This window comes from Bradyrhizobium sp. NBAIM14 (genome assembly GCF_020193895.1).
Classification (GTDB): domain Bacteria; phylum Pseudomonadota; class Alphaproteobacteria; order Rhizobiales; family Xanthobacteraceae; genus Bradyrhizobium; species Bradyrhizobium yuanmingense.
This window is the reverse complement of record NZ_JADYVQ010000002.1, coordinates 386,113-406,545: the sequence shown is the minus strand read 5'-3', so window position 1 is coordinate 406,545 and position 20,433 is coordinate 386,113. Positions and strand designations below refer to the sequence as shown.

Genomic DNA, 20,433 nt, shown 5'->3' with positions numbered 1-20,433 from the left:
ATGACGGCGATCGATCCAAATCTCCGCACTACCAAGACCACCTGTCCCTATTGCGGCGTCGGCTGCGGCGTGCTCGCAACGCCCGACGGTAAGGGTGGTGCAGCAATCGCGGGCGACCCCGATCATCCCGCCAATTTCGGCCGGCTGTGCTCGAAGGGCTCGGCGCTGGGCGAGACCGTCGGCCTGGAAGGGCGGCTGCTCTATCCCATGATCCGCTGCAAGGGCGTGCTGGAGCGCGTTGCCTGGAGCGATGCGCTGGACCACGTCGCCCACCGCATGCAGCACATCGTGGCGCGCGATGGCGCCAACGCGGTCGCGTTCTATCTCTCCGGCCAGCTCCTCACCGAAGACTATTACGTCGCCAACAAGCTGATGAAGGGGTTTGTCGGCACCGCCAATGTCGACACCAATTCCCGGCTCTGCATGTCGTCCTCGGTTGCGGGCCATCGCCGCGCTTTCGGCGCCGACACGGTGCCTGGCTGCTATGAGGATCTCGACCAGGCCGATCTGCTCGTCTTCGTCGGCTCGAACGCGGCCTGGTGCCATCCGGTGCTGTTCCAGCGCATGCTGAAGAATAGGCAGGAGCGCGGCGCCCGCATGATCGTGATCGATCCGCGCCGCACCGATACCGCCAGCGATGTCGACCTTTTCCTCGGCCTCAAGCCCGGCACCGACACCGCGCTGTTCTCCGGCCTGTTCGTGCATCTCGCCGACAATGGCGTGCTGGACCAGGATTACATCGCGCAGAACACGTCTGGCTTCGATGATGCGCTGGCGCGCGCGCGCAACATTGCCGGCAGCGTCACTGCGACCGCGCTCGCCACGGGCCTCTCCGAGCAGGACGTCGCCGCCTTCTTCAGGATGTTCCGCGACACCGAGAAGGTCGTCACGCTGTATTCGCAAGGGGTCAACCAGTCGGCGCAGGGCACCGACAAGGTCAACGCCATCCTGAACTGCCATCTCGCCACGGGCCGCATCGGCAAGCCGGGCTCCTCGCCGTTCTCGCTGACCGGCCAGCCCAACGCGATGGGCGGCCGCGAGGTCGGCGGCCTCGCCAACATGCTCGCCGCCCATATGGGCTTTACGCCGCCCGACATCGACCGTGTCAGGCGGTTCTGGAAGGCGCCGCGCATCGCCACCCATGAAGGCCTGAAGGCGGTGCAGCTGTTCGAGGCCATCAACCGCGGCGAGGTCAAGGCGCTCTGGGTGATGGGCACCAATCCCGCGGTGTCGCTGCCCGATGCCGACATGGTGCGCGATGCCCTGAAGAAGCTCGAGCTGTTCGTGGTGTCCGAGAACGTGCTCTCCAACGACACCGTCGCGGCCGGCCCGCACGTGCTGCTGCCGGCGCTGGCCTGGGGCGAGAAGTCGGGCACGGTGACCAATTCCGAGCGGCGCATCTCGCGCCAGCGCGCGTTCCTGCCGGCGCCGGGGGAAGCGCGTCCTGACTGGTGGATCCTGAGCGAGACTGCAAAGCGTCTCGGCTTCGGCGACAGCTTCAACTACAAATCGGCCGCCGATATCTTCCGCGAGCATGCCGCGCTCTCGGCATTCGAGAACAATGGCAGCCGCGATTTCGACATCGGCGCGCTGACCTCGCTGTCGGACGATGCCTTCGATGGTTTGAAGCCGGTGCAATGGCCGGTGCGCGAGGGCGGGACGCCCGGCGAGCGCTTCTTCGCTGCCGGCGGCTTCTTCACCAATGACGGCAAGGGCCGCTTCGTTGCGCCGGAGGTGCCGGCGCTGCGCGGCGAGACCGGTCCGTCGCGCCCCTTAAGGCTCAACACCGGGCGCATCCGCGACCAGTGGCACACCATGACGCGCACCGGCCTGAGCCAGCGCCTGGGCGCGCATCTGCCTGAGCCTTTCGTCGAGATCCATCCCGACGACGCCGGCAAATACGGCATCGTCCATGACGGCTATGCCCGCATCACCACCGATTACGGCCAGTGCATCCTGAAAGTCGTCGTCAGCGAGTGGCAGCAGCGCGGCACCCTGTTCGTGCCGATCCACTGGAGCGCGATGAACGCCTCGCACGGCCGCGTCGGGGCGATGGTCGCACCGTTCACCGATCCGTTCTCGGGGCAGCCGGAAGCCAAGGCGACGCCGGCCGCGATCGCGCCTTACGAATTTGTCTTCCGCGGCTTTGCATTGTCGCGCAACCCGCTCGATCTGCCGCAGAACCTGTTGTGGACGCGCGTCACCGTCAGCGGCGGCTTCGGCTATCTCTTCGCCGACAACGCGGATCTCGCCCGCTGGCCCGCCTGGCTCGAGAGCGTCGCCGGCGAGGATGTTGCCGAATATCGCGATTTCGGCGGCGGGGTTTTTCGCGCGGCTTCGTTTGTTGGGGATCGAATCGAGACCTGCTTGTTCGTCGGCCCCGCGCATGATGCCGGCGACTGGGAGGTGGTGAAGAGCCTGTTCGCGGCCGATCAGGTCAGCGACGAGCAGCGCCGCATGCTGCTGTCGGGCAGGTCAAGCGAAGGCGCGGCCTCGACCGGCCCCATCGTCTGCGCTTGCTTCGGCGTCGGCCGCGGCACCATCTGCGACAGCATCGCCAGCGGCGCGCGCACCGCCGCCGACATCGGCGCCAAGCTCAAGGCCGGCACCAATTGCGGCTCCTGCATCCCCGAGCTGAAACGCCTGATTGCGATGACGGAAGTGCCTGCACAGCAGGCGAAGGTCGCGAGCGCGGCGGGATAGGTCTCGTAGGGTGGGTTAGCGCAGCGTAACCCACCACTCTTCGTCAATGCGGAAGCGAAAGAGGGGGGTACGCCAAGGGACTGCGCTTCGCGCAGCCCCGGGGGCTAACCCACCCTACGCAGCGCCCGCACCATTGCAATGTGGACCACCCCAATCGACGCGCCGGCTAATGTGCCGTATGGTGCCGCGCTCCTTTCAACATCCACAACAACCATGATGTACCTGGAAACGCCGCCGCGCCTGATCGAGACCAGGCTGTTCACCGCCATGCCCGAAAAGTTTCGCCGCAAGGGCGTGCGAACCGATTGGGCCGATGCCAACCGGCCGAACATACCGACCGAGAGCTTCATCGAGGGGCCGTCATTCGACAAGGACGGTAATCTCTATATCGTCGACATTCCGTTCGGCCGCATCTTTCGCATCGCGCCCCATGGCGAATGGTCGCTCGTGATCGAATATGAGGGCTGGCCGAACGGGCTGAAGATCGCAGCCGACGGACGCATCCTGGTCGCCGACTACAGGCATGGCATCATGGAGCTCGATGCCGCAGCCGGCCGCGTCAAGCCGGTCCTGACCGGGCGCAATTCGGAATCGTTCCGCGGCTGCAACGATCTGCATCTCGCCTCCAACGGCGATATCTACTTCACCGATCAGGGCCAGACCGGGCTGCATGATCCGAGCGGGCGGGTTTATCGGCTGGCATCGAACGGCCGGCTCGACTGCCTGCTCGACACCGGCATCAGTCCGAACGGCCTGGTGCTCGACCCAGCCGAAACCGTGCTGTTCGTCGCGATGACGCGCGACAACGCGGTGTGGCGGCTGCCGTTCATGAAGGACGGCAGCGTGTCCAAGGTCGGCCGCTTCTGCTCGCTGTTCGGCACCAGCGGCCCCGACGGCTTGACCATGGATGCCAAGGGCCGCCTGTTCGTCGGCCACCCCTCGCTCGGCCACGTCTTCGTGTTCGCGCCGAACGGGGAACTGATCGCGCGCATCAAATCGTGCGCGGGACCGAACTGCACCAATGTCGCGATCGGTGGCGAAAACAAGGATCGGCTCTATATCACGGAGTCGTCGTCCGGCAGCGTGCTGGTGGCCGAAATCGGCGGATTGTAGCGCTGACGTTTCGCCTCTCCCCGCTTGCGGGGAGAGGCCGACGCGCAAAGCGCGGCGGGTGAGGGGGGCCTCCGCGAGTCTCTTTGCTATCGAGTTTGCGGAAGCAGCCCCTCACCCCGACCCTCTCAGCGCGAGCGAAGCTCGTCGCGGCCCCGTAAGAACGGGGAGAGGGAAAAATAACAGCGGAGATCGGAGCGACCATGAACAAGAAACCCTTCGGCAAGACCGGCGCAAACGTCTCCGTGATCGGACAGGGCACCTGGTATCTCGACCACGGCGACCGCAAGCGCGCGATCGCGGCGCTGCAGCGCGGGCTCGATCTCGGCATGACCCACATCGACACCGCCGAGATGTACGGCGATGCCGAGCTCGTCATCGCGGATGCGATCGCAGGCCGGCGCGACGAGGTGTTCCTCGTGTCCAAAGTGCTGCCGAGCAATGCTTCGCGCCGCGGCACCATCACCGCATGCGAGCGCTCGCTGAAGCGGCTGAAGACCGATCGGCTCGACTGCTATCTGTTGCATTGGCGCGGCTCCTACCCGCTGGAGGACACCGTCGCTGCATTCGAGGAGCTGGTGCAATCAGGCAAGATCAAATCCTGGGGCGTCTCCAATTTCGATGCCGACGATCTCGACGAGATTCTCGAAGTCTCCGGCGAGGGGCGGATCGCCTGCAACCAAGTGCTCTATCACCTGAAGGAGCGCGCGATCGAGCACGCCGTGATCCCGTGGTGTGAACGGCATAATGTTGCCGTCGTTGCCTATTCGCCTTTCGGCCACGACGATTTCCCGGCAGGCAGCAGCAAGGGCGGCGCCGTGCTGGCGCGCATCGCAGAAGCGCATCGTGCGACGCCGCGTCAGGTCGCGCTGAGCTTCCTCACCCGTGCGACTACGGTGTTCGCCATTCCGAAGGCCTCGTCTGCGGAACATGTCGGCGAGAATGCGGCGGCAGGCGATCTCGTGCTGACGAAGGACGAGATTGCCGCGCTCGACGCGGCGTTTCCCCGCGGGCCGAAGCCGCGCGGCCTGCCCATGCTGTAGTGCACAACAGGCAATATTAACGGAGCATTGACGCGCGCGGCGGCTCGCGCATATCGGCATCCTGTTTTCGGAAGTTGTGAATGCGGGGCAGATGTCGTTTTTTACGGCTGTTCTCGATTCGCATTTTGCCCGGGTTCCAGCCGTGACACCGCCGCCCGCCGCAGCCGCAAGGCTCGACAGTATTCCCATGCCCGTTCCGGAGAAGAAGCAGCAGGCTCGCAGCGCGCCTGCGCGCGTCGATCATCCGTTCAAGGGCATTGCGCTGGTGTTGCTCTCGACGATCTTCCTCGGTTGCTCCGACGTCACCGCGAAATATCTATCGACCAGCCTGCCCTCGATCGAGATCACCTGGATCCGCTTCGTCACGTTCGCGTTGCTATTCACGCCCGTGATGCTGCCGGGCTCGCCACTGCATGCGATGCGCACCGAGCGGCTCGGCCTGCAATTGATGCGTGGCGCCGCACTGCTCGGCTCGTCGCTGTTTTTCATCACCGGGCTTGCATTTCTGCCCATCGCCGAAGCCTCCGCCACCGGCTTCGTCTCGCCGCTATTCGTCACCGCGCTGTCGATCATCTTCCTGAGCGAGAAGGTCGGCATGCGCCGCTGGATCGCGACCGCGATCGGCCTGACGGGCGTTCTGATCATCCTGAGGCCCGGCACGAGCGCGTTCCATGCCGCCGCATTCTTCCCGATCATCTCGGCGTTCTGCTGGGCCGCCGCGCTGATCCTGACGCGGATGATGAGCGGTCGCGAAGCGGTGCTCACCACCATGGCCTATTCCGCGCTGACCGGCGTTGCGATCCTCAGCGTCATGGTGCCGTTCGTCTGGGTCACGCCGAGCTGGACCGCGATCGGGCTGGGCATCGTGATCGGCGTCGCCTCGACCGTGGGCCAGTGGATCATCGTGCTGGCCTATCGCTACGGCGATGCCTCGGTGCTGGCGCCGTTCTCCTATACGCAGTTGCTCTGGGTCAGCATTCTGGGCTTCTTCATCTTCGGCGAGGTCCCGGATATCTGGACGGTCGTCGGCGCCGCCTTCATCGTCGCCAGCGGTCTTTATATCGCCCATCGCGAGCGGGTGCGCCGCGCCCAGCTGCTGGTGCTGGAAGAGCGGTCCCCGAACCCCTGACGCAAGTTTGCAAGTCCTGCTTCGTGCTATCACTCGCTCCAAAGGGGAGGAGCCGGATGCGCGCCGCGATTTTCAGGAACGGTGAGATTGTCGTAGGTCGGATGGCCGAGCCGACGCCGGGCCCCGGCCAGGTTCTGGTCAAGACGCTCGCCTGCGGCATCTGCGGCTCCGACCTGCACGCGCGCCAGCACGCCCATCGCATGGTGGAGATGGCGCGGAAGACCGGGCGCAAGCCGATGGACCTCAGCCGCGACGTCGTGTTCGGCCACGAATTCTGCTGTGAGATCGTCGATTACGGCCCCGGCACATCGCGCAAGCTGAAGCCGGGAACCCAGGTCTGCTCGCTTCCCGCGCTGGTGACGCCGCAGGGCATCGAAGGGATCGGCTACTCCAACGACAATATCGGCGGCTATGCCGAGGCGATGCTGCTGAGCGAAGCGCTGCTGCTCGAAGTACCCAACGGCCTCGCGCCGGAGCATGCCGCGCTGACCGAGCCGCTCGCCGTCGGCGTTCATGCCGTCGCCAAAGCCAATATCCGTGGCGGCGAGGTGCCGCTCGTGATCGGCTGCGGCCCGGTCGGACTCGCGGTGATCGCCGCGCTGAAGCTCAAACGGCTGCATCCGATCGTCGCGGCAGACTATTCGCCGGCGCGGCGCGCGCTCGCCGCAAAACTCGGTGCCGACATCGTCGTCGATCCCCGAACGTCGCAGCCTTACGCGACCTGGGCCGAGCACGCGCAGATGTCGGAGGCCGAGAAGGCGGCGCGGCCGCCGTTCCAGGCCATGCTGCCCGCGTTGAAGCCCGCGATCATCTTCGAATGCGTCGGCGTGCCCGGCCTGTTGCAACAGGTGTTCGAGGGTGCCCCGCGCGATGCGCGCATCGTCGTGGTCGGCGTCTGCATGGAGAGCGACAGAAGCGAGCCCATGCTCGGCATCATGAAGGAGCTCAACGTCCAATACGTGCTCGGCTACACCCCGGAGGAGTTTGCTGCGTCGCTGCGCCTGATCGCCGAAGGGCAGGTGGACGCGGCCGCGATGGTCACCGCCGAAGTCGGCCTCGACGGCGTCGCCAAGGCCTTTGCCGATCTCGCCAACCCCGAAGCCCACACCAAGATCATCGTGCAGCCGTGGCGGTAGGAGTGTCAGTATTTCGCCGGCACGTACATCTCTGGCGGGACCGGGCCTCGCTGATAGTCGGGATGTCGCACGCGCGGCGGCAGCGTCACCGGAGCCCGCACGACCTCCTGGTACGGGATCTGAGTCAATAGGTGTGCGATGCAGTTGAGCCGGGCGCGCTTCTTGTCCACGGCATCGACGATCCACCACGGGCTATCCGGCAGATGCGTGTGCTCCAGCATCGTCTCCTTGGCCTTGGTGTACGCCTCCCAGCGACTGCGGGACTCGACGTCCATCGGGCTCAGCTTCCACTGCTTCAGGGGATCCTTGATGCGCATGGTGAAGCGGAATTGCTGCTCGTCGTCGGTAATCGAAAACCAGTACTTGACCAGGATGATGCCGGATCGGATCAGCATGCGCTCGAATTCCGGCACGGTCTTGAAGAACTCCTGGTACTCCGCCTCCGAGCAGAAGCCCATCACGCGCTCGACGCCGGCGCGGTTGTACCAGCTTCGGTCGAATAGCACGATCTCGCCGCCGGCCGGCAGGTGCGCGACGTAGCGCTGGAAATACCATTGCGTACGCTCGCGCTCGTTCGGCGCGGGGAGCGCCGCGACGCGGCAGATACGCGGATTGAGCCGTTGCGTGATGCGCTTGATCACGCCGCCCTTGCCGGCGGCGTCGCGGCCCTCGAACAGCACCACGACCTTCTTCCTCTCGCTCTGCACCCAGTCCTGGAGCTTGATCAACTCGCCCTGGAGGCGGAGCAGTTCCCGGAAATAGAGCCTGCGATCGACCATCGGCCTCAGGGTTCCGGTCTCGTCGAGGAGCTCGTCGAGACGGGTATCATCCATCTCCATCTCAAGTTCCTCGTCGAGATCGTCGGCCATTTCCTGGATGATGCGCTCGCGCTTGGATATCTCGGATTTGCGATCGGCTGCGGTCATGGGTTCTTCTCTCGGCTCGGATACCAGCACAACGACCATCGGCGGGGTTTGTTGCGCCCATGTGACAACATGCAATCCGGCGGACGCTTGGTCACACCGGCAGCGCGATCGAATATTTCACCTGGCTAAGCGCAAAGCTGGACTCGATCGAGGCAATGCCGTCAAGCCGGGTCAGCTTGGTCTTCAGGAACGTCTCGTAGGAGGCGAGGTCGGCGGCGACGACGCGGAGCAGATAATCGCGGTTCCCGGTCATCAGATAGCATTCCAGCACCTCGTCCCATTTCGAGATGGCGCGGGCAAAGCGGTTGAGATCCTCCTCCTTCTGCCGTGCCAACTTGATCGAGATGAACACGCTGACATGCAGTCCCAGCGCCTTCTGGTCGACGGTCGCGACATAGCGCGAGATGACGCCGCGCTCCTCCAGGAGCTTGACGCGGCGATGGCAGGGCGAGACCGAGAGCCCGACCTTGTCGGCGAGCTCCTGCATGGTTAGGCGGCTGTCGTTCTGAAGGTGGCTGAGGATCTTGCGGTCGATGGCGTCGAGCTCGGGCATTGGGATGAAACCTGCATTTTGTCCGCTACGTTGGTAAAGTATCCCAATATCGGCGGGTATGGCGCGAAAAATTGAGAAGTTTGACGCACCGCGCAGGCGTATGATCGGTGCATATTTCCCGGAGCATCGCCATGCCCGTTGACCCCGCCCGTCTCGACATCCTGACCGCCCTCAGCCGCAAGGCGCTGTGGCTGTCGTCCTGGACCATCCACCACGCCAACCACATCCGCTCCAATGCCGACGGACTCAAGGTCGGCGGCCACCAGGCCTCGTCCGCCTCGCTCGCCACCATCATGTCCGCGCTGTACTTCCACGTGCTGCGCCCTGAGGATCGCGTCGCGGTGAAGCCGCATGCGAGCCCGGTGTTCCACGCCATCCAGTATCTGTTCGGCCGGCAGAGCCGCGAGAAGCTGGAGAATTTTCGCGGCTTCAAGGGCGCGCAGTCCTATCCCTCGCGCACCAAGGACGTCGACGACGTCGATTTCTCCACCGGCTCGGTCGGCCTCGGCGTCGCGCAGACGCTGTTCTCATCGCTTGTGCAGGACTACGTCAAGGCGCATGGCTGGATGAAGGACCGCCGCGAGGGGCGGATGATCGCCCTCGTCGGCGATGCCGAGATGGACGAGGGCAACATCTTCGAGGCCCTCGCGGAGGGCTGGAAGCACGGCCTGCGCAACACCTGGTGGGTGGTCGACTATAACAGGCAGTCGCTCGATGCCGTCGTGCGCGAGGGGCTCTGGGAAAAGTTCGAGACCATGTTCCGCAATTTCGGCTGGGACGTCGTCATCGTGAAATACGGCCGCCTGATGCGCGAGGCCTTCGCCGAGCCCGGCGGCGAGGCGCTGAAGACGTGGATCGACAATTGCCCGAATGCGCTCTACGCGGCGCTGTGCTTCCAGGGCGGCGCGGCCTTCCGAAAACATCTGCATGACGAGATCGGCGACCAGGGCCCGATCACAAAATTGATCGACAAGCGCAGCGACGAGGAGCTGCTGGCGCTGATGTCGAATCTTGGCGGCCACGACATGGCGAGCGTGCTGGAGGCGTTCGATTCCATCGATCACGACCGCCCCGTCTGCTTCATCGCCTACACGATCAAGGGCGTCGGCTTGCCGTTCCAGGGCCACAAGGACAACCACGCCGGCCTGATGACGGTTGCGCAGATGGAGAAATATCGCGACAGTCAGAACATCCGGCCCGGACGCGAATGGGACAAGTTCGAAGGGCTGCCGCAGGATGCGGCCGAGCTCGAGGCCTTCCTCGCGCGGGTGCCGTTCAATCAGGATGGCCGCCGGCTCACGGCGCCCGTCGTCGAGGTGCCGCAACAGCTCGCCTTCAAGCCGTCGCCGCAGATGTCGACCCAGCAGGGCTTTGGCCTCGTGCTGAACGAGATCGCGCGCAGCGACAGCGAGCTCGCCAGGCGCATCGTCACGACCTCGCCGGACGTCACCGTCTCCACCAATCTCGGCCCCTGGGTCAACCGCCGCGGCCTGTTCGCGCGGGCCGAGAAGGCGGACTTGTTCCGCAGCGAGAAAATTCCCTCGACCTACAATTGGGACGCTTCGCCAAAGGGCCAGCATCTGGAGCTCGGCATCGCCGAGATGAACCTGTTCATCATGCTCTCGGCGCTCGGCCTGTCGCACCAGATCAACGGCGAGCGGCTCTTGCCGGTCGGCACGCTCTACGATCCCTTCATCGAGCGCGGCCTCGATGCGCTGAACTACGCCTGCTACCAGGACGCGCGCTTCATGGTGGCGGCGACGCCGTCCGGCATCACGCTCGCGCCCGAAGGCGGCGCGCATCAGTCGATCGCAACGCCCTTGATCGGCATGGCGCAGGACGGCCTGGCCTCGTTCGAGCCGGCCTTCCTCGACGAGCTCGCCGTGATCATGGCTTTCGGCTTCGAGCACATGCAGCGCGAACCGGGCGAGGGCGGTTCGGTCTATTTGCGCCTCTCCACACGCGCCATCGAGCAGGCGCAGCGGATCATGACACCGGAGCTGCGACAGGGCATCACCGACGGCGCCTATTGGCTGCGCAAGCCGGGCCCGAATGCCGAGGTCGTGATCGCCTATACCGGCGCGGTCGCGCCCGAAGCGATCGAGGCGACCGGCTTCATCGGCGAGAGCCGCCGTGACGTCGGCCTGCTCGCGATCACTTCGGCCGACCGTCTGCATTCGGGGTGGACCGCCGCGCGGAAATTGCGGCGCGACCGCCGCGGCGTGCAGCATCTCAGCCACATCGAAAAGCTGCTCGCGCCGCTGCCGCGCGACTGCGGCATCGTGACCGTGATTGACGGCCATCCGTCTGCGCTCGGCTGGCTCGGCAGCGTCCGTGGCCATCGCGCCGAGGCGCTCGGTGTCGAGCAGTTCGGCCAGACCGGCAGCATCGCGGACCTTTATCGGCACTATGGCATCGACGCCAACGCCATCATCGATGCGGCCGAAAGCCTCACCACCGGCGCGCCGGTGCTGCATCGGAAGATGGCGGTGTAGCGGAGGTAACTGCCTCGTCATTCCGGGGCGACGCGAAGCGTCGAGCCCGGAATCCATAACCACGATCGGGAGTATGGATTCCGGGCCCGCGCCAAAAGGCGCGCCCCGGAATGACTGCGGGGCCACCTTGCCTCGTTCCCGCCATCGGCTCATATAACCTCCGCTCGCCGCAACGCTGGCCCCGCATATGGCGGGTTCAATTGCCGGCGCTTTCGTGCAAGGATGCCTGCCGAAACGCCCCCTCCAAGCCCCCAAGAAGAGGTTAACGATGGTCAATCGCATGCAATTCTACATCGACGGCGCCTGGGTCGACCCCGCCGTCAAGAAGTCCACCGCCGTGATCAATCCGGCGACGGAAGAGGCGATGTACGAGGTTGCGCTCGGCTCCAAGGCCGACGTCGACAAGGCGGTTGCCGCCGCCAAGCGCGCTTTCGAGACCTTCTCCCAGACCAGCCGCGAGGAGCGCGTCGCGCTGCTCAGCAAGGTCATCGAGGTCTACAAGGGCCGCCTCAAGGAGATCGGCGCCGCCGTCTCCGACGAGATGGGCGCACCGCTGCCGATGGCGGAGAAGCTGCAGGCCGGCGCCGGCCTCGGCCATCTCATGACCACGCTCGACGTGCTCAAGAACTATCATTTCGAGGAGCCGGTCGGCACCGCCATGGTGCTGCGCGAGCCGATCGGCGTGGTCGGCATGATCACGCCCTGGAACTGGCCGCTGAACCAGATCGCCTGCAAGGTCGCGCCCGCGCTCGCCGCCGGCTGCACCATGATCCTGAAGCCCAGCGAGTTCACGCCGACCTCGGCGCTGATCTTCGCGGAGATCCTCCATGAAGCCGGCGTGCCCAAGGGCGTGTTCAACCTCGTCAACGGCCTCGGCCCCGAGGTCGGCGCCGCCATGAGCGAGCACCCTGATATCGACATGATCTCCTTCACCGGCTCGACCCGCGCCGGCATCGACGTCGCGAAGCGCGCCGCGCCCACCGTGAAGCGCGTCAGCCAGGAGCTCGGCGGCAAGTCGCCGAACGTCATCCTCGAAGGCGCCGACCTCACGAAGGCGGTGACCGGCGGCGTGATGCACATGTTCAACAATTCCGGCCAGTCCTGCAACGCGCCCTCGCGCATGATCGTGCCGCTGTCGAAGATGAAGGAAGTCGCCGCGATCGCGAAGGCCGTCGCCGACAAGACCAAGGCCGGTGATCCCCGCGCCGAAGGCACCACCATCGGTCCCGTGGTCAATCGCGGCCAGTGGGACAAGATCCAGGGCCTGATCAAGAAGGGCATCGACGAGGGCGCAACGCTCGTTGCCGGCGGTCCTGGCCTGCCCGAAGGCGTCAACAAGGGCTTCTATGTCCGCCCGACCATCTTCGCCGACGTCACGCCTGACATGACGATCGCGCGCGAAGAGATATTCGGGCCGGTGCTGACCATCATCGGCGCCAAGGACGAGGCCGACGCGGTCAAGATCGCCAATGATACGCCCTATGGCCTCGCCGGTTACGTCACCGGCCCGACGGTCGAGGACGCCAAGCGCGTCGGCCGCCAGATCCGCGCCGGCAACGTCAACCTGCAGGGCGTACCCAACGACCGCACCGCGCCGTTCGGCGGCTACAAGCAGTCCGGTAACGGCCGCGAATGGGGCAAGTTCGGCCTCGAGGACTTCCTCGAAGTGAAGGCCGTCGCCGGCTTCAACGCGGCGTAGTTGATACGGCGCTTGCGCCGCGAGGGGATGCCGGCTTCCAGGGAAGCCGGCATCTTTGCTGTGAGACCAGCCGCTTTACGGCGACAACAGCCCGTCAAATCAAGAAAAGCAAAGGGACGGAACGTGAGAAAACTGATCATCGCATTCGTTGCGCTGCTGGCGCTGTCAGGCGCTGCGCAGGCCCAGACGGTGAAGGATCTGCTCAACACGCTCAGGGCGAAATGGAACGAACCGACCGAGCCGGTCAAGATCATCGACAACGTCTACTATGTCGGCACCAACGGCCTCGCGTCCTACCTGATCACATCGCCACAGGGACATATTCTGGTCGATACCGTGATGCCGGAATCGACGTCGCAGATCAGGACGAGCATCGAGAAGCTCGGCTTCAAGATCAGCGACATCAAGTATCTCATCAACACCCACGCCCATATCGACCACACCGGCGGCTTCGCCGAGTTGAAGCGGGCGAGCGGCGCGCAGATGGTCGCGGGCGAGGCCGACAAGCCGTTGCTCGAAGGCGGCTATTATCCGGGTGCGCAGGAGGAGAAGGCGCTCGACTTTCCGCCGGTGAAAGTCGACCGCACGGTGCGTGAGGGCGAGAACGTCGCGGTCGGCAGCGTCACGCTAACGGCGCGCGAGACGCCCGGCCATTCGCCGGGCTGCACCAGCTGGGCATTCTCGGTGAAGGATGGCGATGCAACACGCTCGGTGTTGATCTTCTGCAGCGGCACCGTCGCGCTGAACCGGCTTGTCGGCAGGCCGACCTATGCCGGCATCGTTGACGACTATCGCAAGACCTTTGCGCGTGCCAAGGACATGAAGGTCGACATCCTGCTGGCTCCTCATCCCGAGATGTACAAGATGGCCGAGAAGCGCGCCAAGCTCGCCGGCGGCGGACCCAATCCGTTCGTCGACCCGGGCGAGTTCAAGGTCTATGCGGCATCGCTGGAAAAGGCGTTCGAAGAGGCGCTCGTCAAGCAGACCGCGGCGGTACAGGAGAAGAAGGGGTAGAGGCGGTCGGTGGTTGGGCGCGCTGTATGTAAAACCTATCCCCCCACAGCACCTTGCGTGTTCACATACAGCGCGTAGATCGACTGGCTCGCGGCCATGAACAGGCGGTTGCGCTTGACGCCGCCGAAGCAGACGTTGGCGCAGCGCTCGGGCAGGGCGATGCGGCCGATCATGACGCCGTCGGGCGCGAACACCACGACGCCATCGAGCTCGGGATCGCCCATGCCCCAGCCGCACCAGAGATTGCCGTCGATGTCGCAGCGCATGCCGTCGGGCGTGCCCGGCCCGGCATCGATATGGACGCGCTTGTTTGCGATCGTGTTGCCCTCGGGCGAAACGTCGTAAGCGAGGATCTTGCGGTTGGGCACGCCTCGCGATTCCACGACATAGAGGATCTTCTCCTCCGGTGAGAAGCACAGGCCGTTCGGTCCGAGCACGCCTTCGGCGACGATGGTCGCCTTGCCGGTATCGGGATCAAGTCGATAGACGTTGGGATCGATCTCGGGCTCGGCCTTGTAGCCCTCGTAATTGCCGAGCAGGCCGAAGGTCGGGTCGGTGAACCAGATCGAGCCGTCCGATTTGACAACGACATCGTTCGGCGAGTTCAACCGCTTGCCGTTGAATTGATCCATCAGCACGGTGATGCTGCCGTCATACTCGGTGCGCACCACGCGCCGGCCGCCGTGCTCGCAGGTGACGAGCCGGCCCTGCCGGTCTCGCGTGTTGCCGTTGGCAAAATTCGAGGGCTTGCGGAACACGCTGACCGCACCGGTCTCTTCCTCCCACTTGAGGATGCGCTGGTTCGGGATGTCGCTGCACAGGAGATAACGCCCATCGCCGAACCACACCGGCCCCTCGGCCCAGCGCAGGCCGGTCGCCAGCCGCTCCACCGCCGACAGTTTCAGCCAGTATTTTTCGAAGCGGGGATCGAGCGCTTTGATCGCGGGATCGGGGTAATAGGTCGCCGGCCGCCAGCCTGGCCGTTCCTCCGTGTGGGACGATGCCTCATTCATGCCGGTTCTCTCGTTTCGTTCCCTCTGGACAATCCTGCTATCATTAGAGACACGTGATCGCAAATTCGGTCACCAACGGCGAGGGACGACATGCCGCGTATTCTGATGACGGGAGCTTCGGGCGGGATCGGCACCAGCCTGCGGAAGCTGTTGCCGCCGATCTACCCGGATCTCCTACTGTCCGATATCAAGCCACCGGCTGATCTCGGCCCCGATGAAAAATTCAAGGCCGCGGACCTCGCCGACCTCGCGCAATGCGAGGCGATCTGCGAGGGCGTCGACGGCATCCTGCATTTCGGCGGTTATTCGGTCGAAGGCACCTGGGATCAGATCCTCCAGGCCAACATCATCGGCGGCTACAACCTGTTCGAGGCGGCCTACCGCAAGGGCGTCAAGCGCGTGGTGTTCGCCTCGTCGAACCACGCCGTCGGCTTCTATCCGCGCCATCACAAGATCGGCACCGACGTTACCCCGCGCCCCGACGGCCGCTATGGCGTCAGCAAGGTGTTCGGCGAGGCCGTCGGCGCGCTCTACGCCGACAAGCACGGGATGAAGGTGACGTGCCTGCGCATCGGCAATTTCGGCGACATGCCGCTGGACAAGCGCCGGCTCTCGATCTGGCTCAAGCCGGACGATCTCGTGCAGCTCTGCCGCATCGGGCTCGAGCATCCCGACATCCATTTCGAGATCTTCTACGGCGCCTCTTTCAACGAGCGCGCCTGGTGGGACAACCACCGCGCCTACGAATTCGGCTATCGCCCCACCGGCCGCGCCGAAGATTTCCGTGAGCACGCCATGGCCGAGCAGGCCAAGCTGAAGCCGGACCCGGTCGGCGACTATTTCCAGGGCGGCACGTTCTGCAGCATGGAGTTCGACGCTGATCCGGATCGTGTGATCGACTGGAATAAGCGGTAGAGATCGTTCACCGGCCGAGCGTCAACAGCGGCTTGCCGGTCTCGACAATGTAGGTCGCAAGCTCCGCGGCGTTGCCGCTGCCGACATTCTTCACGGCATGATGCACTCCGTGAGGAATGAGCAGCACGTCGCCGGCCTTCAGGATGACGGGCGGTCTGCCGTCGAGCCGATATTCCAGCTCGCCTTCGATCAGATAGACGAGTTCTTCGCCCGGGTGACTGTGCCTGACGGCAACGATGCCCGGAGGAAAGTCGACGCGAACCTGGACGACCTCGCGCCCGGGCGCACTGAGTGCTTCCTTCATGAGATGTGTGCGCTTGATGTCTCCCAGTCGCGGCTCTTCGGATCGCGCCGAGAGCGAGGCCAGGCTGGTTGCGGCGATCAGCGCCGCCGCAATCATGATCCCAGGTTTCGTCATGTGAATGTCCTTTCGACTTGTGCAGGATGTTGTCGGGAACACGTCAGCCGGTGGCAGCCGCCGGCGTTGCGCGAAAGCTGATGGCCATGCGGTTGTAGGCGTTCATCAGGCTGATCGCGATCGTGAGGTCCACGAGCTCACGCTCTTCGAACACCGCGCGTGCGGCCTGGTATGCCTCGTCGGGCACGCCGGTCTCGGCCACCCGTGTCACCGTCTCCGCCCAGGCAAGGGCAGCCTGCTCGCGTTCGTCGAAGAGATTGCCGGCCTCGCGCCATGCCTGCAGCAGCGCGATCTTCTCGACCTTCTCTCCCTTCTTGAGCAGGTCGCGGGTGTGCATGTCCAGGCAGTAGGCGCAATTGTTGATCTGAGAGATCCGCAGATAAACCAGCTCGATCAGCGTGGCGGAAAGCTGGCTCTGCAGGACGTAGCCGTAGACGCCGCCGAGCGCCTTGATGCCTGCCGGCGCGATCTGGTTGTAGTCGAGACGCTTGCTCATGTTTCTCTCCTTGACGGTCATTCTGCTGAACGGCGCGGCGCTGGTCAGATCCTTCTCGCTGCTGTCGACGACGAACACTGCGAGCAGCGCGAGCCCCGCCGAGGATGAATCGTATTTTCATGGCGGGGCTCCTGTTTCGACTTTGGTTGTTGCTGTGGCTGAGCTCTCACCTGCGGATGACAGCCTTCAGCGAGTCCGTGAACACCCAGAAGGAAGCGGCGAGCAGGCCGACGTCCTTCAGCAGGAACTGACCCGGAGCGACCGTGATCGCGGGGACCCCGAGCTCCGGCACGACGACGCCGGGCGTCGAGATCATGAAGCTCAGCGTGGTGAGGAACAGCCCGGCCGACAACAGGCCGCCGGCCGCGGAGTAGATCGGGCTGGACAGGCGGAGCGCGATCAGAAGCCCGATGCTGAGTTCGACGAAGCCGAGGAAGGTCGAGAAGCCGCGCACCGAGAACAGCGTGTAGAACCATCGCAGCAGCGGACTGTTCTCGACCAGGGGTACGAGTCCCTGTGCTTCGTAGTCGGTGAATTTCATCCCGCCGAACCAGGCGTAGATGATTGCGAGCGAGGCGTAGAGACCGATCCGGCTGATCGGTTCGGCGTAAGCGAGCAGGCGTTCAGACTGTTCGCGCCAACTGATCGTGCGACGCAGGGCGATGGATAAGGTGGACGATTGGCTGATGATGCGTGACATGGTGATCTCCGTTTGATGCCGGTTGTTCGCTCACGCATTCACGTGCGTGTGCAGGTTGTAGCGAGGGGCGGGAATAGTGCTCGAGAGCTTGTTCGTCATGGCAAGCCGCGCGCTCTCGTGGCGATCCCACTCCGACTTGTCGGCCAGCGCCGGGATCGTCACGACTTCGCCGAGGTCTAGACCGGCGAGCGCGGCGTCGACCAGGTCGTCGGCCGACATGACGATCTCTGCCGGAAGCTGGTGAACCGGCGTGCCCGCGATGTCCCAAAACTCCGTCGCAGTGGCGCCCGGCAGCACGGCCTGAATGCGGATGCCCTTCCCGGCGAGCTCGTGAACGAGTGACTGGGTGAATGCGAGCACGAAAGCTTTCGAGCCGCCGTAGACGCCGTTGAGCAGCTCCGGCGCGATCGCGACGATGGAAGCGATGTTGATGATCGTGCCGTGGCCGCGGGCGATGAATCCGGGCACCGCTGCGTAGGTCAGGCGCGTCAGTGCACCGACGTTGAGACGGATCATGTCTTCCATCTTGTCGATGTCGGAATCGATCAGCGGGGCCGAGGCGCCGACGCCGGCGTTGTTGACCAGCACCGAAATGTCGCCGTTGGTTCTGATGAGTTGCTCGACGCGGCGGAGGTCGGCAGGGGATGTGAGATCGGCTTCCACCGTTTCCACCTTGCGGCCAGTTTCGTTGCCGAGCCTGCGCGCGAGCGATGCGAGCCGCTGCCTGTTGCGCGCAACGAGGATGAGGTCGTGGCCGCGCTTCGCCAGGCGATCGGCGTAGATCGCGCCGATTCCGGTCGAAGCTCCGGTGATGAGGGCAGTGCCTGTTCTGGTCTGGGTCATTTTCGTCTCTCCTTCGGTTTGGGTGCGGAGAGGAATAGGCACTTCCGGAAATGGTGGGTATCTGGCAAAATCGGGATCTTTCCTTCCAGAATATGGAAGTGTCCCATGGATCGTCTCGAAAGCATGTCGGTGGTCCTGGCGGTGGCGGAGGCGGGCAGCCTGTCCGCCGCCGCGCGCCGTCAGAAAATGCCGTTGGCAACGGTGAGCCGGAAGGTTTCGGAGCTCGAGGAGCACCTCCAGACCAAGCTGTTTCATCGCTCGAGCCGCGCGCTCGTCCCAACGGACGCCGGTCGCTCCTACATCGCCGCGGCCAAGCGAATTCTCGCCGATCTCACCGAAGCCGAGCGCGTTGCCTCCGGCGAATACACCACGCCGCGTGGTGATCTCAGCATCACGACGCTGGTCGCGCTCGGTCGGCTATGCTTGCAGCCGATCCTGGCCGAGTTTCTTGCGGCATTTCCGGAGGTGGATGTTCAGCTCATCTTGCAGGACCGGACGCTCAACCTTCTGGACGAGAACATTGACGTCGCGCTTCGTGTCGGCGATCTCGCCGACAGCGGCCTGATCGCCGTGCGCGTGGGGGAAATTCACCGCGTCGCCTGCGCCAGCCCGTCCTATCTGAAGCTGCGGGGAACGCCGAAGGCTCCCGATGATGTCTCCGCCCACGACTGCATCAGCTATCCTCCGCTTCAATCGCCGGGCACGTGGAGATTCAAACGAGGGCAGACCGAGTATGCAGTGCCGGTTCGGTCGCGCTTCATTGCAAGCAATCTGGAATCGGCCATCGATGCCGCGCGCGCAGGCATCGGGATCACCGTCGTGTTCTCCTATCTGGCGTCGGATGCGCTGAGGTCTGGAGAGCTCGTTGCGGTCCTGCAGGACTTTCAACCGCCGCCGCAGCCGGTCAGCTTCGTCTACTCGCCCAACCGCTTCATGCCGGCGAAGCTGCGAGCGTTTCTCGACTTCGCAGGGCCGCGCCTGAGGGCGCGCTTGGCCGACAGTCCCGGCAACGTTGCGCCGCGGAGGCCGCGGGCGTAACTGCGGGCCCGCACATCAGAAATGCAGGTTGAGCCGCAACAGCGCCTGGTGCCGCTCGAACTGATCGAGGTTGAGGCTGCGAACGTCGCCGATCGCCTGGCCGGCAACCTGCATCTGCCAGGTGCCGGAGATGCCGACCTGCTTCGAGATGTTGTAGGAGAAGGTTGGGCCAGCAAAGACTGCGTCTCCCAAAAAGCGGTCGAGGCCGCCGCCGTCATAGGCCCGCGCGTAGCGTACGCCGAGGCCGAGCACGAGGTCGGGATGCACTGCGTACGAGATCGCGGCCTGGAGCTGCATCTCGGAATCGTGTCGCCAAAGATTGGTTAGGGTCTCGCGGGTCCCGCCGGTCCCGTACCAGACGTTGAAGGCGGCGAACAGCCTGTCCTTGACCAGCTCGCGATCGAACAGGGCGGCAAATTCTGCGCCGTATTGCGCGATGTGCATGCCGCTGCCATCGTCGATCCGGCTCCAGCCGGGCTGCGCATGGAGAGTCAGCCCAAAGGGCGCGACGGCACGATCGAGCAGCTTGTAGCGCAGTTCGAGCGCCACCCCGCCGAAAGCGAGGTCGCGATGATCCTCAAGTCCCGGAACGCCATTGATGTGATGTCCGGTCAGTGCAAATCCTGGCGCGATCCGGAAGTTGTCCGAGACCGTGTATTTGACCTGATTGAGATTGGCCCAGGCTGCGTAAGTGCCGGAGCGCTTGCCGAATGCGCCGACATTCTCGAACTCGATCTCCATTTCGCCGGGCTTGCCGATGTCGGAGCCCATGCTGAAACCGAAGATGTGCTCCGTGTCGATCTCCGAATGAGCCGACGGCAAACCTCCCGTCAGCTTGCTGACGCCGGGGGCCGGTGCGGAGCCGGGCCAGGCATAGGCGAGGCCGCGTGGACCGTCGTCGGCAGAGGCGGAGACGCAACTCGCCAGATGACCGGCGACGACAATTGCGGCCGTTATTGCGCCCCGCAAGCTCAACTTTCTCAGCACGACATCCACCAACCCGCGCGAACCAAGGACACTGATCGACGCAGGGAGCTTGGTTCACGCGCAGCCCCTGCGATTGCAAGTCATTCGCAAGAACAATTCCACAGAATGGCCGGCCGTGCAACTACTTGCTAATCATTCTTAGTTGCGTTCAATGCAATTCACTTCGGCTGGGCGGCGGGTCGGGTCCGATCCACGCTGGAGAGGCTGGAAACGGG

At 64.5% G+C, this 20,433-nt stretch carries 18 protein-coding genes; 10 read left to right on the top strand and 8 right to left on the bottom strand.

Annotation, left to right across the window (positions count from 1 at the left end; genetic code table 11):
• From I6F28_RS07560 to I6F28_RS07540, 5 genes are all read left to right on the top strand, one after another.
• Positions 1 to 2,703, top strand: a complete 2,703-nt coding sequence (locus I6F28_RS07560; protein WP_225139613.1) for a nitrate reductase — start codon at positions 1 to 3, stop codon at positions 2,701 to 2,703.
• A 216-nt stretch (positions 2,704 to 2,919) separates the two neighbouring features.
• Positions 2,920 to 3,816, top strand: a complete 897-nt coding sequence (locus I6F28_RS07555; protein ID WP_225139721.1) for an SMP-30/gluconolactonase/LRE family protein — start codon at positions 2,920 to 2,922, stop codon at positions 3,814 to 3,816.
• 200 nt (positions 3,817 to 4,016) lie between these two features.
• Positions 4,017 to 4,856: an aldo/keto reductase gene (locus I6F28_RS07550; protein ID WP_225139612.1), complete on the top strand. Its 840-nt coding sequence runs from the start codon at positions 4,017 to 4,019 to the stop codon at positions 4,854 to 4,856.
• Between the two features lie 187 nt (positions 4,857 to 5,043).
• Positions 5,044 to 5,985, top strand: coding sequence for a DMT family transporter (locus I6F28_RS07545; RefSeq protein ID WP_225139720.1), 942 nt, complete (start codon positions 5,044 to 5,046; stop codon positions 5,983 to 5,985).
• Positions 5,986 to 6,041: 56 nt separating this feature from the next.
• Positions 6,042 to 7,121 (top strand): zinc-binding dehydrogenase, encoded by a 1,080-nt coding sequence (locus tag I6F28_RS07540; protein ID WP_225123688.1) that lies wholly within the window; start codon positions 6,042 to 6,044, stop codon positions 7,119 to 7,121.
• A 5-nt stretch (positions 7,122 to 7,126) separates the two neighbouring features.
• Here the strand turns inward: I6F28_RS07540 and ppk2 are convergent, their stop codons facing one another.
• Together ppk2 and I6F28_RS07530 are read right to left on the bottom strand one after the other, a co-directional pair.
• A complete protein-coding gene (ppk2, locus tag I6F28_RS07535) occupies positions 7,127 to 8,047 on the bottom strand; it encodes a polyphosphate kinase 2 (RefSeq protein WP_036025906.1) in 921 nt (306 codons plus the stop codon).
• A 91-nt stretch (positions 8,048 to 8,138) separates the two neighbouring features.
• Positions 8,139 to 8,600, bottom strand: a complete 462-nt coding sequence (locus I6F28_RS07530; RefSeq protein WP_027571162.1) for an Lrp/AsnC family transcriptional regulator — start codon at positions 8,598 to 8,600, stop codon at positions 8,139 to 8,141.
• Positions 8,601 to 8,731: 131 nt separating this feature from the next.
• On the opposite strand from I6F28_RS07530, the gene I6F28_RS07525 reads away from it, so the two are divergent.
• The 3 genes from I6F28_RS07525 to bla all read left to right on the top strand — a co-directional run bounded on the left by I6F28_RS07525 (position 8,732) and on the right by bla (position 13,808).
• Positions 8,732 to 11,095, top strand: coding sequence for a thiamine pyrophosphate-binding protein (locus I6F28_RS07525; protein WP_225139611.1), 2,364 nt, complete (start codon positions 8,732 to 8,734; stop codon positions 11,093 to 11,095).
• 268 nt (positions 11,096 to 11,363) lie between these two features.
• Positions 11,364 to 12,794 carry an aldehyde dehydrogenase family protein gene (locus I6F28_RS07520; RefSeq protein ID WP_128263508.1) on the top strand — a complete coding sequence of 477 codons (1,431 nt, stop codon included), beginning with the start codon at positions 11,364 to 11,366 and terminating at the stop codon, positions 12,792 to 12,794.
• Positions 12,795 to 12,917: 123 nt separating this feature from the next.
• The gene (bla, locus tag I6F28_RS07515; protein ID WP_225139610.1) at positions 12,918 to 13,808 is read left to right on the top strand and encodes a subclass B3 metallo-beta-lactamase; all 891 of its coding nucleotides are present in this window, start codon (positions 12,918 to 12,920) and stop codon (positions 13,806 to 13,808) included.
• A 35-nt stretch (positions 13,809 to 13,843) separates the two neighbouring features.
• On the opposite strand, the gene I6F28_RS07510 is transcribed toward bla, so the two are convergent.
• Positions 13,844 to 14,821, bottom strand: a complete 978-nt coding sequence (locus I6F28_RS07510; RefSeq protein WP_225139609.1) for an SMP-30/gluconolactonase/LRE family protein — start codon at positions 14,819 to 14,821, stop codon at positions 13,844 to 13,846.
• A 90-nt stretch (positions 14,822 to 14,911) separates the two neighbouring features.
• Between I6F28_RS07510 and I6F28_RS07505 the strand changes: the two genes are divergently transcribed.
• Positions 14,912 to 15,736 (top strand): NAD-dependent epimerase/dehydratase family protein, encoded by an 825-nt coding sequence (locus tag I6F28_RS07505; RefSeq protein ID WP_057027024.1) that lies wholly within the window; start codon positions 14,912 to 14,914, stop codon positions 15,734 to 15,736.
• Positions 15,737 to 15,743: 7 nt separating this feature from the next.
• Here I6F28_RS07505 and I6F28_RS07500 read toward each other — a convergent pair whose 3' ends face one another.
• From I6F28_RS07500 to I6F28_RS07485, 4 genes are all read right to left on the bottom strand, one after another.
• Entirely contained in the window at positions 15,744 to 16,154 is a 411-nt protein-coding gene (locus I6F28_RS07500; protein ID WP_225139608.1) for a cupin domain-containing protein, read from the bottom strand.
• A 43-nt stretch (positions 16,155 to 16,197) separates the two neighbouring features.
• Positions 16,198 to 16,650 carry a carboxymuconolactone decarboxylase family protein gene (locus tag I6F28_RS07495; RefSeq protein WP_225139607.1) on the bottom strand — a complete coding sequence of 151 codons (453 nt, stop codon included), beginning with the start codon at positions 16,648 to 16,650 and terminating at the stop codon, positions 16,198 to 16,200.
• 166 nt (positions 16,651 to 16,816) lie between these two features.
• The gene (locus I6F28_RS07490; protein WP_225139606.1) at positions 16,817 to 17,350 is read right to left on the bottom strand and encodes a YkgB family protein; all 534 of its coding nucleotides are present in this window, start codon (positions 17,348 to 17,350) and stop codon (positions 16,817 to 16,819) included.
• A gap of 30 nt (positions 17,351 to 17,380) precedes the next feature.
• A complete protein-coding gene (locus tag I6F28_RS07485; RefSeq protein WP_036004628.1) occupies positions 17,381 to 18,193 on the bottom strand; it encodes an SDR family NAD(P)-dependent oxidoreductase in 813 nt (270 codons plus the stop codon).
• A 105-nt stretch (positions 18,194 to 18,298) separates the two neighbouring features.
• On the opposite strand from I6F28_RS07485, the gene I6F28_RS07480 reads away from it, so the two are divergent.
• The gene (locus tag I6F28_RS07480) at positions 18,299 to 19,231 is read left to right on the top strand and encodes a LysR family transcriptional regulator (protein ID WP_109144533.1); all 933 of its coding nucleotides are present in this window, start codon (positions 18,299 to 18,301) and stop codon (positions 19,229 to 19,231) included.
• A gap of 15 nt (positions 19,232 to 19,246) precedes the next feature.
• Here the strand turns inward: I6F28_RS07480 and I6F28_RS07475 are convergent, their stop codons facing one another.
• Positions 19,247 to 20,218, bottom strand: coding sequence for a DUF6662 family protein (locus I6F28_RS07475; protein ID WP_225139605.1), 972 nt, complete (start codon positions 20,216 to 20,218; stop codon positions 19,247 to 19,249).
• Positions 20,219 to 20,433: the final 215 nt, after the last annotated feature.